Source organism: Acidithiobacillus sp. 'AMD consortium', from assembly GCF_008926505.1.
GTDB classification, from domain to species: domain Bacteria; phylum Pseudomonadota; class Gammaproteobacteria; order Acidithiobacillales; family Acidithiobacillaceae; genus Acidithiobacillus; species Acidithiobacillus ferridurans.
On the sequence record NZ_CP044411.1, the window covers coordinates 2,766,134 to 2,779,891 of the forward strand.

The 13,758-nt window shown below is 58.5% G+C and carries 13 protein-coding genes; 12 read left to right on the forward strand and 1 reads right to left on the reverse strand.

What is annotated here, in order from left to right; all coding sequences use genetic code 11:
* Nucleotides 1-33: 33 nt before the first annotated feature.
* The 12 genes from hisA (at nt 34) to F6A13_RS14455 (ending at nt 12,601) form a co-directional block, all read left to right on the forward strand.
* Nucleotides 34-762 (forward strand): 1-(5-phosphoribosyl)-5-[(5-phosphoribosylamino)methylideneamino]imidazole-4-carboxamide isomerase, encoded by a 729-nt coding sequence (gene hisA / locus F6A13_RS14400; protein WP_126604503.1) that lies wholly within the window; start codon nt 34-36, stop codon nt 760-762.
* On the forward strand, nt 713-1,528 hold the full coding sequence (gene hisF, locus F6A13_RS14405; RefSeq protein ID WP_204507242.1) for an imidazole glycerol phosphate synthase subunit HisF: 816 nt from the start codon (nt 713-715) through the stop codon (nt 1,526-1,528). The genes hisA and hisF overlap by 50 nt, the downstream gene beginning before the upstream one ends.
* Nucleotides 1,529-1,613: 85 nt before the next feature.
* On the forward strand, nt 1,614-2,306 hold the full coding sequence (gene hisIE, locus F6A13_RS14410) for a bifunctional phosphoribosyl-AMP cyclohydrolase/phosphoribosyl-ATP diphosphatase HisIE (protein WP_113527454.1): 693 nt from the start codon (nt 1,614-1,616) through the stop codon (nt 2,304-2,306).
* A 78-nt stretch (nt 2,307-2,384) separates the two neighbouring features.
* Nucleotides 2,385-2,603 (forward strand): Sec-independent protein translocase subunit TatA, encoded by a 219-nt coding sequence (gene tatA, locus F6A13_RS14415; RefSeq protein WP_126604504.1) that lies wholly within the window; start codon nt 2,385-2,387, stop codon nt 2,601-2,603.
* 6 nt (nt 2,604-2,609) lie between these two features.
* A complete protein-coding gene (gene tatB / locus F6A13_RS14420) occupies nt 2,610-2,978 on the forward strand; it encodes a Sec-independent protein translocase protein TatB (RefSeq protein ID WP_113527453.1) in 369 nt (122 codons plus the stop codon).
* A 142-nt stretch (nt 2,979-3,120) separates the two neighbouring features.
* Nucleotides 3,121-3,957, forward strand: a complete 837-nt coding sequence (tatC, locus tag F6A13_RS14425; RefSeq protein WP_126604505.1) for a twin-arginine translocase subunit TatC — start codon at nt 3,121-3,123, stop codon at nt 3,955-3,957.
* 311 nt (nt 3,958-4,268) lie between these two features.
* Entirely contained in the window at nt 4,269-5,690 is a 1,422-nt protein-coding gene (locus F6A13_RS14430; protein ID WP_113527451.1) for a form I ribulose bisphosphate carboxylase large subunit, read from the forward strand.
* A 30-nt stretch (nt 5,691-5,720) separates the two neighbouring features.
* A complete protein-coding gene (locus F6A13_RS14435; RefSeq protein ID WP_113527450.1) occupies nt 5,721-6,077 on the forward strand; it encodes a ribulose bisphosphate carboxylase small subunit in 357 nt (118 codons plus the stop codon).
* A gap of 155 nt (nt 6,078-6,232) precedes the next feature.
* On the forward strand, nt 6,233-7,036 hold the full coding sequence (locus F6A13_RS14440; protein ID WP_113527449.1) for a CbbQ/NirQ/NorQ/GpvN family protein: 804 nt from the start codon (nt 6,233-6,235) through the stop codon (nt 7,034-7,036).
* 51 nt (nt 7,037-7,087) lie between these two features.
* Nucleotides 7,088-9,406 carry a nitric oxide reductase activation protein NorD gene (locus F6A13_RS14445; protein ID WP_126604506.1) on the forward strand — a complete coding sequence of 773 codons (2,319 nt, stop codon included), beginning with the start codon at nt 7,088-7,090 and terminating at the stop codon, nt 9,404-9,406.
* A 202-nt stretch (nt 9,407-9,608) separates the two neighbouring features.
* Nucleotides 9,609-9,890 carry an HU family DNA-binding protein gene (locus tag F6A13_RS14450; RefSeq protein ID WP_126604507.1) on the forward strand — a complete coding sequence of 94 codons (282 nt, stop codon included), beginning with the start codon at nt 9,609-9,611 and terminating at the stop codon, nt 9,888-9,890.
* On the forward strand, nt 9,857-12,601 hold the full coding sequence (locus F6A13_RS14455) for an EAL domain-containing protein (protein WP_225981863.1): 2,745 nt from the start codon (nt 9,857-9,859) through the stop codon (nt 12,599-12,601). The genes F6A13_RS14450 and F6A13_RS14455 overlap by 34 nt, the downstream gene beginning before the upstream one ends.
* On the opposite strand, the gene F6A13_RS14460 is transcribed toward F6A13_RS14455, so the two are convergent.
* Entirely contained in the window at nt 12,483-13,757 is a 1,275-nt protein-coding gene (locus F6A13_RS14460; protein ID WP_126604508.1) for a dihydroorotase, read from the reverse strand. The genes F6A13_RS14455 and F6A13_RS14460 overlap by 119 nt on opposite strands.
* Between the last annotated feature and the right edge of the window lies 1 nt (nt 13,758).

A 13,758-nucleotide genomic window follows, 5' to 3' on the forward strand; every position in this document is an offset into this window, starting at 1 on the left:
TTTCTGGAATATCTCTTTGTGGAGGAAGCTGTCATGCTGTTGATTCCGGCCATCGATCTCAAGGGCGGGAACTGTGTGCGTTTACGGCAAGGCCGGATGGAGGACGACACGGTATTCTCGGATGATCCGGTCGCCACGGCGCAGCGCTGGGTAGAGGCGGGCGCCAAACGGCTGCACATCGTCGATCTCGACGGCGCTGTCCAAGGAGAACCGGTCAATGCGCACGCCATAGCCGCCATCTGTGCGGGTTTCCCTGACCTTGAAATTCAGGTCGGCGGCGGTATCCGCAGCGAAGAACAGATTGAAACCTATATCCAGGCTGGGGTTCGCTACGTGATCATCGGCACCCAGGCAGTCAAGGCCCCCGGTTTCGTCGCCGATGCCGCCGTAAGTTTTCCTGGCCATATCATGGTGGGTATCGACGCCCGTGACGGCAAAGTGGCTACCGAAGGCTGGTCCAAGCTATCCCGTCACGACCCCATTGATCTCGCACAACGCTTCGCCGCCGACGGCATAGAAGCCATCATCTACACCGACATCAGCCGCGACGGCATGCTCAGCGGCCCCAATATTTCTGCGACGGTTGCGCTGGCTCAGGCGGTGCCCGTGCCGGTCATCGCCTCGGGCGGTATTGCCAATCTGGAACAGGTGCTGGCGCTCAAGGCCCATGAGGGTGACGGTATCATCGGCGCCATTACCGGGCGCGCCATTTATGAAGGGGCCCTGGACTTTTCACAGGCCCGCGCCCAGGCCGAGGCCTGAGCAGGTGCTCGCCAGTCGCGTCATACCCTGCCTCGATATCGACCAGGGGCGCGTGGTGAAAGGCGTTCAGTTTGTTGCCCTGCGCGATGCCGGCGATCCGGTGGAAGTCGCCAAACGCTACAACGATGAGGGCGCCGACGAAATCACCTTTCTGGACATCTCCGCCAGTTATGAAGAGCGCGGCACCTTGGCCGATGTAGTGTCTGCCGTGGCGGCGCAGGTCTTTATCCCACTGACCGTAGGTGGTGGCGTGCGTTGCGTCGAAGATATCCGCACCCTGCTCCTCGCCGGGGCCGACAAGGTCAGCATCAACAGCGCCGCCGTGAATGATCCGGAACTGGTACGCGCCGCCGCCCGGCGTTTCGGCAACTCCTGCATCGTCGTCGCCATCGACGCCAAGCAGGTAGACGACCACTGGGAGGTCTTCACCCACGGCGGCCGGCGCAGTACCGGTCTGGACGCGGTGACCTGGGCGCAGCGCATGGCAACATATGGTGCCGGCGAAATCCTGCTGACCAGCATGGACCGCGACGGAACGGGCATCGGTTTCGACCTCGCCCTCACCCGCGCCATCAGCGACGCCGTGCCAGTACCCGTGATCGCCTCCGGTGGCGTGGGAGAGATCCGGCACTTTGTCGAAGGTATCCAGCAGGGGCGTGCGGATGCGGTATTGGCCGCCAGCGTCTTCCACTTCGGCCAGTTTCGCATCTCCGAGGTCAAGGCACAGATGGCTGCCGCGGGGATTCCGGTGCGCACCACCCGCTAAAGCACGCAGGCCATCCGTCGGGCGCTATCTGCGTATTATTCGTATTATTGAGTAGAAAGACTTCAACGAGGGGGTTCTGACCATCATGAATGAACCGGAAGCGCAGCACGCCGCCATACTCGCCGCCGTGCGCTGGAATGCAGACGGCCTGGTGCCTGCCATCGCCCAGGATGCTCGCAGCGGCAGGGTGCTCATGCTGGCCTGGATGAACGCCGACGCATTGCTGGCGACACTCCGTGACGGCCTTGGCACTTACTGGTCACGCTCCCGGCAGGCACTCTGGCGTAAAGGCGAAACCTCCGGCCATATTCAACATCTGGTGGATCTGCGCCTGGATTGCGATGGCGATACACTCCTCCTGCGAGTCATTCAGGAAGGTCCTGCCTGCCATACCGGGGAGCAAACCTGCTTCTTCCTCGGCCAACCCGGCGAGCAGGGCTGGCAGCATCAGGCTCCGCCTCCTGGAAGCATCCTCGACAGCCTGCAAGGCACCCTGCACAGTCGGCGAACGGCTGATCCCGGCCAGTCCTATGTGGCGCAACTGCTCCGCGGCGGTCAGGACCGGATCCTGAAAAAAGTAGGGGAGGAAGCTACCGAGTTTGTCATCGCTTGCAAGAATCATGAGTCGAAGCATATCGTTGCAGAGGCGGCGGACCTCGTATTCCATTTGATGGTGGCCCTGGAGGATAGGGATTTACATATTGATGACGTCCTCGGAGAACTGGCGCGACGGGAAGGAATGTCCGGCCTGGAAGAAAAAGCGGCAAGGCGTCCATAAGCTTGACGCAACCACTTTATTTTCTTATGGTCCAAGTGAGTTGTAGCGCGTAACCCCTACGGGGGAAGGAGAGCTGTCATGGGCGCTTTTAGTATCTGGCATTTGGTCATCATTCTGCTCATCGTGGTTGCCCTGTTTGGTACCACGAAGCTACGCAACGTGGGTTCCGACCTCGGTTCCGCCATCAAGAGCTTCCGGTCCGCCGTCAAGGAGGAGGAGGAAAAGAAGGAAAGCATCGGCCGCACTATTGACGCCGAGGTCCAGCCCAGCAAAGAACACGAAACCGTCAACCGCTGACCGCTTATGTTCGACTTCAGCTTTGGCGAACTCGCGCTGCTCGGAATCATCGCGCTGCTCGTGGTCGGGCCGGAGAAAATGCCCCAAATCGCGCGTACCGCGGGGAAGTGGTACGGCGCCATGCGGCGTACCATGACGAGTCTGCGCTCCGAGGTTGAGCAGCAGTTGTTGCTGGATGATCTGCGCGAGGAAGCCAACAAACTGCGTGACTATGCCCACGAGGAGTTGCTGCCTGCCGACATCACCGCTTCAGACACCCCGAAAACGACCGGTGAGAAGCCCGAAATGAAGGACGCTCACCAGCAGGGTGAACTCGATATCATGCCGGCAACGCAACATGCAGGACTGCCGGGACCGGAAGACCGCGTACATTGATTCCGATGCCCACCTGATGCTCCCACCGAGGTTCGTCATTATTATGGATGCGCGGCGGCACCGCTTGCGCATCCAGAGGATTTGCCGCCTGCTCGTCACCAGATTCGCGCGCTTCGACACCGCCTAAGGATATTTTTTAAGCATGGACAAATTGGCGGAAAACACCTTTATCGGCCATTTGCTGGAATTGCGCCGCCGCGTATTATTTTCAGTGATCGCTATTTTCGTTGGCTTTCTGATCTCCTATCCTTTCTCCAAAACGATTTATAACATTCTTGCGGCTCCGCTCATTGATATATTACCAAAAGGCAGTCATTTAATTTATACCAGTTTACCCGAAGTATTTTTGACCTACGTGCAGCTTTCTTTGTTGTCCGGATTTATTCTGGCGCTACCTGTCGTGCTCTATCAATTCTGGGCCTTCATAGCGCCCGGCCTCTATGAGCATGAGCGCAAGGCCTTTTTTCCGCTGATCTTTGCCTCCATTTTTCTGTTCATCGGCGGCATGCTCTTTGCCTACTTTATCGTATTTCCTAATGCCTTCCGGTTTTTCGTGAGCTTTTCTGGCGGTGATATCACCGCCATGCCCAAAGTGGATAGCTACCTCTCGCTCATCGTAAAGTTCTCCCTGGCCTTCGGTCTGGCCTTCCAGATCCCCATTCTCATTATTGTACTGGTACGCGTCGGAGTGCTGCAGGTGGCCACGCTGCAGCACGGTCGCCGCTATGCCTTCCTGATTTGCGCCATCGCCTCTGCATTGCTCAGTCCTCCCGACGTGTTATCCATGATCATGCTCCTCATCCCCATGTATATGCTTTTTGAACTCGGATTATTTTTCGCCGCAAGATTGCCCGGACCTCGGTCTGCGGAGGAAGACACAGGGGATCATGATATTGCTCAGTCATCCCACAGCATTGACGAGATGGATGTCGCCGGTGAACGCTCCGGAAATAAGGATAGCGATACACCAGGAAGCTGAGCAAGCGAAAATGGATGCCAACCATACCATGACTAGCAGGCCTGTTTATTGGGTCAGTCCGACTCGTCTTTATGGAGCCCACGCCCCACGATAGTGCGGTCATGGCTTCTGCCCGACGGCGGTAAACACTGCCAACCTCCGAACATCAGACATGTAGTCACAAGCCACTATAGCATCAGCTATGCGTTATGGAAAAAATAATAACTACTTATTAGCGCTTATGCGTCACCCGCACTATAGTTCGATCATCGCTGCAGACGCAGCGATTGCGCCGGGGGCACCGGCGTCGGGCAACTGCATGGAGGTGGCATATGGCCGTCAAGACCTATAACGCGGGTGTGAAGGATTACCGGAACACCTATTGGGAACCGGATTACAGCGTCAAGGATACCGATATCCTTGCCGTGTTCAAGATTACTCCCCAGGCGGGCGTGGATCGTGAGGAGGCCGCTGCTGCGGTTGCCGCCGAATCCTCTACCGGCACCTGGACCACGGTGTGGACGGATCTTCTCACCGACCTTGACTACTACAAGGGGCGCGCATACAGGATTGAAGACGTTCCTGGCGATGATACCTGTTTCTATGCGTTCATTGCTTACCCCATCGATCTCTTCGAAGAAGGTTCCGTGGTCAACGTCTTCACCTCGCTGGTGGGTAACGTCTTCGGCTTCAAGGCGGTACGTGCCCTGCGCCTGGAAGACGTCCGTTTCCCCATCGCCTACGTCAAGACCTGCGGTGGGCCACCCCACGGGATTCAGGTCGAACGCGACATCATGAACAAGTATGGTCGCCCATTGCTGGGCTGCACCATCAAACCCAAGCTGGGTTTGTCGGCCAAGAACTATGGTCGCGCCTGCTATGAAGGTCTGCGTGGTGGACTCGACTTCACTAAAGATGACGAAAACGTCAATAGCCAGCCTTTCATGCGCTGGAGGCAGCGTTTCGACTTCGTCATGGAGGCCATCCAGAAGGCCGAGGCCGAGACCGGAGAGCGTAAGGGGCACTACCTGAACGTTACCGCCCCGACTCCAGAGGAAATGTACAAGCGTGCGGAGTACGCCAAGGAAATCGGCGCACCCATCATCATGCACGACTACATCACCGGCGGCTTCTGCGCCAACACGGGTCTGGCCAACTGGTGCCGCGACAACGGCATGCTCCTGCACATTCACCGCGCCATGCATGCGGTGCTGGACCGCAACCCCCACCACGGCATCCACTTCCGTGTGCTGACCAAGATTCTCCGTCTGTCCGGCGGCGATCATCTGCACTCGGGTACCGTGGTCGGCAAACTCGAGGGCGACCGTGAGGCGACCCTGGGCTGGATCGACATCATGCGTGATAGATTCATCAAGGAAGATCGCAGCCGAGGTATCTTCTTCGACCAGGACTGGGGCTCCATGCCGGGCGTGATGCCGGTCGCTTCCGGTGGTATCCACGTTTGGCACATGCCGGCGCTGGTCACCATCTTTGGTGATGACTCGGTGTTGCAGTTCGGCGGTGGCACCCTCGGTCATCCATGGGGCAATGCCGCAGGTGCTGCGGCCAACCGCGTCGCGCTGGAAGCCTGTGTGGAAGCCCGTAACCGCGGTGTGGCCATCGAGAAGGAAGGCAAGGCTGTTCTCACTGAGGCGGCCAAGCACTCCCCCGAACTCAAGATTGCCATGGAAACGTGGAAAGAGATCAAGTTCGAATTCGATACGGTCGACAAGCTGGACGTTTCCCATAAATGAGCACGTTTATCACCTGCCCAGGAGTCTTTTATGAGTGAAGTACAGGATTACCAATCCCGGCTCTCCGATCCCGCGAGCCGGAAGTTCGAGACACTGTCTTACCTGCCCGCCCTGACCGCGGAGCAGATCCGTCAACAGGTTGCGTACATTGTTTCCAAGGGCTGGAATCCGGCGGTAGAACATACCGAACCGGAAAACGCCTTCGGCAACTACTGGTATATGTGGAAGTTGCCCATGTTCGGCGAAACCGACGTGGACACCATCCTGAAAGAAGCGGAAGCCTGCCATAAGGCGAATCCCCATAACCACGTCCGTATCGTCGGCTATGATAACTTCAAGCAGTCCCAGGGTACTTCCCTGGTAGTCTATCGGGGCAAGACCGTATAAGTCCCGTGCCGTACCGCCCAGCCTTTTTGCGCTGAGCCGGTGCGGCGCTTGTCGAGAGCATTTCTGATGTTGTGCAGGGCCGTTTTCGCCCGAAATGTTCCCGTCAAGTGCCGTGTTTCCCTGTCCAGGAACGTTTTCCCGAGGAGCAGCATTCCATGAACGACCAGTTGACTGAATACCGCATCAAGAAAGCGCCTTACTACCGTGCCACCGGTGATGAAACAGAACTTTACGAAGCCGCTTACAGCGTACGCATGCCGATGATGCTCAAAGGTCCCACCGGCTGTGGCAAGACCCGTTTCGTAGAGTATATGGCCTACAAACTGGGCAAACCGTTGATTACGGTAGCTTGCAATGAAGACATGACGGCCTCTGACCTGGTCGGACGTTTCCTGCTCGACCCCCAGGGCACCCGCTGGCAGGATGGCCCATTGACCCTGGCCGCGCGTCTGGGCGCCATCTGCTATCTGGACGAGGTGGTGGAAGCCCGTCAGGATACCACGGTGGTTATCCATCCGCTGACCGACAACCGCCGGGTACTGCCCCTGGAGAAGAAGGGCGAACTGGTGCAAGCGCATCCCGATTTCCAGTTGGTGATTTCTTACAACCCAGGCTATCAGAGCCTCATGAAGGATCTGAAGCAGTCCACCAAGCAGCGTTTCGGGGCCCTGGATTTCAACTACCCCGATCACGAAATCGAGGCAGAAATTGTCTCTCACGAAACCGGGGTCAACAAGGAAGTCGCCGGTAAGCTGGTGTCCATCGCCGAGCGCGCCCGTAATCTGAAGGGCCACGGTCTGGATGAAGGTATTTCCACCCGTATGCTGGTCTACGCAGGTTCCTTGATCAACAAGGGTGTTGAGGCGAAGGCCGCCTGCCGGGTAACCCTGGTACGTCCAATCACCGATGATCCCGATATGCGTGATGCTCTGGACGCCGCAGTCACCACGTACTTCTGAGTCCTCACGTTCGCCTTGCCGTACAGAGGATCTAGCGATCACGGAGGACGTATGAAACATCTCGAAGAATACGCGGAACTGCTGCAGGCTTTTGGCGAGGGAAGCCAGGCCGTCCTGCAGAGCAAATGGCAGGAGGCCACCCGAGTCTTCAGTCCGTCAGGCCTGGATCAGTACCTGGACGGCGCCATGGGATTGCGATCTCTAGGCAAGGGCGATGGCTTGGTGAGCAGTTATCTGGATGCGGCCCCCCACATCGCCCGCGAAGTGGGAGAGGATGCCGTCTGGGAACTGGTGGGTGCCGTCATGAAAATGGCGTCCAAAACCAGCGGTGCGGTACTGGAAGCGGTGGTGTCCACCAGTCCGACAGCCGCCAACCGCCTGGCCGATCTGGAGCTCTTCAAAAGCTATCTCGGCATGCTGGACCGCCTGCTCGCGCAAGTGCCGCGCGCGCTGCGGCCCATGCTGGAAAATATCGACCAGCTCTTCGGCTATTTGACGCTGGGCGGCTTGCGCCGCTGGGCACTCTGGGGCGCACACGCCCATCGTACGGATTTCGAAGCTCAAATTGCCTACTTTTCCCTGAAAAGCCCGGAAGCCCTGGCCATGCTGCAACAGGAGCGCAAGGGCACGTTATTTGTGGATATTCAGCGACGTCTGCGGATGTATCTACGCGCGCTCTGGGGGCGGGATTTTTTCCTGCGCCCCACCAGCGGTGACTTTGAAGATCGCGAAGGGTATCGGTCTTATATCGAAGGGATTTTCATCCACCTTCCCGATGCCTACGACGACTGGGAAGATGTCGATGGGATGACCCGCTATCGCGCCGTGGCGGCTCACGCCGCCGCGCATGTGGCCTACATGCAGAAGGCGATCTCGGCTGAGGCGCTTAACCCCGAGCAGATGGCGGTGATCGGTCTGTTTGAAGATGCCCGGGTGGAAGCCCTGGCGATGCGGGCTTTTCCCGGCATCCGCGCCATCTGGCTGCCTTTTCATACGGCGGTGGCGGGGCCGGTGGCCAGCATGGGACATCTGTTCTCCCGTCTGGCACGGGCCATCATCGATCCCGACTATGTGGACGACAACGCCTGGGTACAGGAAGGCCGAAGGGTATTCATGGAGGCCGAAGCCCGCTGGGACGACCCGCAACTCTCCTGGGATCTGGGGGTACGCCTTGCGGACCGTCTTCGAAATCAGAGAGTCAGTTACCACGCTCGCACCGACATTCCCGACATCCTCTACCGCGACGACAACCGTTACATCTGGGAGTTTGAGGAAATCGACTGGGAGCATGAAACGACCGTCCTGCCCGGTACCCAGGTGCGCAAGTACGTAAACGTCATGGAAATGGTCAATGAGGTGGATACCGAGCTGGCCGGGGATGATGCACAGGAAGTCTGGGTACTGCAATCAGAGTTGTTTCCCTATGAAGATATGGGACTGAGCTATAACCAGATGGAAGGCAAAGAGCCAGTCTCCGATCCCTTTCATTACCCGGAATGGGATTACCAGATTCAGGCCAGTCGTCCGCACTGGGCGACGGTACTGGAGCGTCGCCCACGTCTGGGCGACGCCAGGGTGGTGCAGGAAGTGCTTGAGAAATACAAGCCGGTCTCCAGCCGCCTCAGATACCTGATAGAGGCCTTGCAGCCTCAGGGTGTGCAACGTTTGCGCAAGCAGGAGGACGGCGACGAAATCGATATGGAGGCGGCGGTGCGTGCACTGGTGGATATTCGCATGGGTCTGGCGCCGGATACCCGTATCCACATGCGTAACTTGCGCAAGGTGCGCGACCTGGGCGTGCTGGTATTGATGGATCTGTCCGAGTCGACCAACGACAAGGTTCGCGGTTCGGAAGACAGCATTCTGCAACTCACCCGTGACGCCACCTCCCTGCTGGCCGATGCCATGAACCGCATTGGTGATCCCTTTGCGATTCACGGTTTCCATTCCGATGGTCGTCATGATGTGGCTTATTATCGCTTCAAGGATTTTGACGAGGCCTACAGCAAGGAGGCCATGGGGCGCATTGCCGGCATGACGGGCCAATTCTCGACGCGCATGGGTGCGGCACTAAGACACGCGGGGCATCATCTGCGCCACCAGCGGCAAAGCAGAAAACTGCTCCTGGTGATTACCGATGGTGAACCGGCGGACATCGACGTGCGGGATCCTCAGTATTTGCGCCATGATGCCAGGCGGGCTGTGGAAGACCTGGGAAGAGATGGCGTGATCACCTATTGCCTCAGCCTGGATCCTCATGCCGATGAGTACGTGTCGCGGATTTTCGGGGCACGGAACTATCAGGTCATCGACCATGTGGAACGCCTGCCGGAGCGCCTGCCTATATTATACGCTGGGCTGACCCGATAAGCTGCCTACCCTTTACCACGGCGATCATGGCCCTGGCGCGGGGCGTCCGGCATTGACGTACCCTCACCGCCCAAATAACATCCCTACCAACGAAATCATCGGCCGCAAACCGGATGACCTCGCCGCAGGGATTGCCTTTTCCTGCCATCCCCGCATGGTTTTAAGAGTGACCCGGCCCTTGCCATAATCCATAGAGGAAACCATGACAAAAACCGAATTTGTGGCCGCTGTAGCAGGTACACATGGTATCAGCAAGAAAGACGCCCATGAGGCCGTGGACAGCGTCGTCAGCGCACTGGCTCAGGCGCTGATCGATGGCGAGTCCCTGAACCTTCCGGGATTTGGTACCTTTTCCCTGAAGGAACGGGCTGCCCGCCCCGGACACCATCCCGCTACCGGTGAAAGAATCCAGATATCCGCCAAGCGTAGTGTCCATTTCAAGGCGGCCGGATGCCTGCAAAGAAAAATCCCTCAGCCTCAATGAAGGGGTATTCTTCATGGCACCCCTCCCGCAGGGCGGCAACACAGGCCACTCTGCAGAATAGTGTTGGGCGCTTGCAGCGGGTCACCGATTTTAGCGTGCTTCTTTCCGGTGCCAATGAAGTCATCGCCTATACGGAAAACGAAACGGATCTGCTGCGATCCCTCTGCGAATTGGCCGTCCGGCACGCCCATCTGCGGCTGGCGTGGATTGGCCGGCCCGATAGTGATGGCATCTTCCAAAACCTCGCCGCCGCCGGGGCGGTGCGCTACCTGGAAGGTATCCGCATATCCACATCTGCAGAACTTCCCGAGGGACAGGGCTCCGCAGGCCAATCCTGGCGCGCTCAAAAACCGGTTTACAATGCTTCCTTCCCCAAAAATGTCCGCATGAACCTCTGGGCGCAACGCGCCAAAACCTTTGGGTTCGGGGCAAGCGCATCGCTGCCTATTTATCGGGGCAACACACTGTGGGCCATCTTGATGGTCTATCACGGCAAGAAAAACGTCTTCGATGCCGACCTCCGGAGAATAATGACGGATCTGGCCAAAAACGTCAGTTATGGCCTGGATCGTTTGGATATCCGGCGAAAGGAGCGGGAATCAAACGCCTTCAACGAAGTGCTGCTGAACGATCAGGCATCCGGCATCAGCGTCGTGCGTTTTCCGGAACGGATCGTCGAGCGAGTCAACACGCGGATGCTGACGATCCTCGGTGCATCTTCCGCGGATGATCTGGTCGGACATCCCGTATGGGGGATCATTCACCATGAGGAAGTCGGTGAGCAGGTTGGCCAGTTTGCCCTGGAGGTTCTCCGCGAAGGCTACGCAACACGCAGGGATGTGCCCTATCGCCGCCTGGATGGAGAAATGGTTTTCACGGATATTTCAGGGCAGCGGCTGGACGGATCGGATGGTGTGCAACGTATCCTCTGGACTCATGTGGATGTGACGGAGCGCCATCGGCTGATGGATGAAGTCACGCAGTTATCGCTTTCCGACCCACTCACCGGCCTGCCCAATCGCCGCGCTCTGGATACAGAACTGAGCAAAGCCATGGCCCGCGCTGATCGTCATGAACACCTTTTGAGCGTCGTCATGATCGATCTCGACGGCTTCAAACCAGTCAACGACACCTGTGGCCACGAAGCCGGGGATATGGTGTTGCGGACCATCGGCCAGCGTTTACGGAAGGGGCTGCGCGGCACGGACTTCCTGGCCCGCCTGGGTGGCGACGAGTTCGTTCTGCTTCTGGAGAACTGCACCTCCCTGGAGGAGATCGAAGTCGCCATGAGGAAGGTCGGGGAAATGATCCGGCAACCCATCGAACTCCCCGACAAAAGCAGGGCGGAGATCGATCTTAGTGCCGGCATATGCCTCTATCCTTTCGGCGATTCCCACAATCCTGATGCGCTGCTCCGCTATGCCGATCAAGCGCTTTACGAGAGCAAAAACCACAAGGCGGATCGCGTGCATTTCTGGACCCTCTTCGGAGAATCGGTGCCAGTGCGGCAGAACGTCATCCAGACCCAGTTGCGGGAAGGTGGGTTGCTGGTCCATTACCAGCCCATACTCGACAATCGCTCCCACAAGATCGTGGGTGTGGAGGCTTTGGCCCGGCTGTGGGACAAGGACGGGCGGATACTCTATCCGGCGGAGTTTCTGCCTTTGATCAATACCGAGGACACCACCTATCTCAGCAGGATGGTGCTTACCCAGGCGCTGGCAGATCTGGCCGAGCTGGATACCTTGGGATGCTCGCTCTGGGTGTCCGTGAACGTGGCTCCGGAGTCCTTCGATGACCACTTCGTTCCATGCATGGCAGGCGTTATTGGGGCCAGTGACATCGCGCCTTCCCGGATCACGCTGGAGATCCTGGAGGGCAGCAATTTCCTGGAGCATAACGCCGCGTTGTCCGTTCTGCACGGCGTCAAAGAACTGGGCGTTCGTCTCGCTCTGGATGATGTGGGCAGCGCGTATTCCTCACTGCTGCGCATCAAGGACTTGCCCATTGATGAGATCAAGCTGGATCAGGGATTTATCCGCTCCCTGGAGGATCGGCCCCAGGATTTGTATTTTCTTGCTTCCGTTCGGGATTTGGCCATCGGCCTGGGAGTGGATCTGGTGGTGGAGGGAGTCGAAACAGAGGACATTGCAGATGCAGTCTCGGTCATGGATATCAAATTACTGCAAGGCTATGGTATCGCCAGGCCCATGCCTATGGCGCAGTTACGGGATTTTCTAACCCGCCGTCCGTCCTATCATCGACAGCATCCGACCAGCTTGTTCGGACTTTATGCCAAACAGATCTGCGACCAGGGAACCTTGAAAAAAATGATCCTCAGCAATCCGAGCCTGATCAATGGCAACGAGTTGGCGGATGCCGCCCGTTGCGACATGCATAACCATATGCAGCGCCTGGGTCTTACTGAAGACTCTCCCTTATTTGGGCTTCATCGGGAGGTCCATGGTGCTATCGCATCGTTGTTAAAGGCTCCGGTCGCGGAAGGCTGGGAGCAAGTTCGGCAGGTGCAAAAAGCATTTGAGGATGGCTTGCTGGAAGCTTTCCAGAAAGCAAAGAGAGGCGCCAGCCCCCTCAACTGCGAAAAATTACCCGCCCTGCCACCAGGGTGTAGCGCACCTGCCCGCGCAACTCCCATTGCCCATACGGAAGATTCCGGCCCCGGCTCCACCCCTGCGTTGGCTCCACCATAAAACGGGACTCCGGGTCGAAAATGCAGAGGTCGGCGGTGGCACCGACCGCCAGGGACGGCGGAGTCAAATCAAGAGCCTGGGCCGGGCCGATACTGAGCAGGCGCAGGATTGTCATCAAGTTGACCACTCCTTCATCTACCAGTCGCAGCGCCAGAGGCAGGAGCCATTCCACCGCGGCGATGCCGAAGGGCGCCTGGATAAAGGTCCTGCCTTCGCGGTCCACCCCCCAGGGGCAGTGATCACTACTGATGGCGGTTATCGCGCCCGCAGCCAGGGCGTGGCGCAAGGCATCACGATCTGCGGCAGTGCGCAGAGGCGGCAGGATCTTGGCGTGCAGGTTGAAAAACCCGACGTCCTGTTCGGTGAGCAGCAGGTGGTGGATACTCACCCCGCAGGTCACCGGCTCGCCCCGTTGCCGGGCGGCAGCTACTTCGGCAACCGCCGCGGCAGTACTGAGATGCGGAAAATGGATGGGGCAGCCACTGAGCGCCGCAATGGCGATATCACGCTGGACGCCGATCAGCTCCGCCGCCACCGGGCGTCCAATCAGGCCCAGGCGGATACTCAGGCGGCCTTCGTGCATCACGCCATGAGCCGCCAGTTCCGGTTCTTCGCCATGGAGCAAAACGGGTCGGCCCAAATCCGCCGCGTAACTCAGCGCCAGCCGCAACAAGGCCGCACTGGCTACAGGCTTTTTCGCCTGGCTGAAGACGATGGCGCCCGATTCCACCAGGCCCGCCATCTCCGTCAGCGCCACGCCCTGAAGCTGGGTAGTAAGGGCGCCAGCGAGATGTACCCTGGCCAAGGCCAGGTGCTCTGCCACCGCATGCTGCTCCTGCAAAACGGCGGGCGTATCAGCGACAGGCAGGGTATCCGGGCGCAGTAGAACCTGCGTCACGCCTCCCGCTACCGCCGCACGCAATTCGCTGGCCAAGTCGCCATCCCGACCATGACCGGGCGTGTGTCCCTGAAAAGAAGTCTCGACAAGTCCGGGGCAGGCGATCAAGCCCGTGCCATCCAACGCTTCTTCGGCCTGGAAGTCCGCAGGCAGCGGCCCCCGCGCGACAATTCGGCCGTCGGCAATGGCCAGATCGGTGACCGCATCAAATCCGTCGCCGGGGTCCATGACCCGAATATTGCGGATGATTCTGTGCATC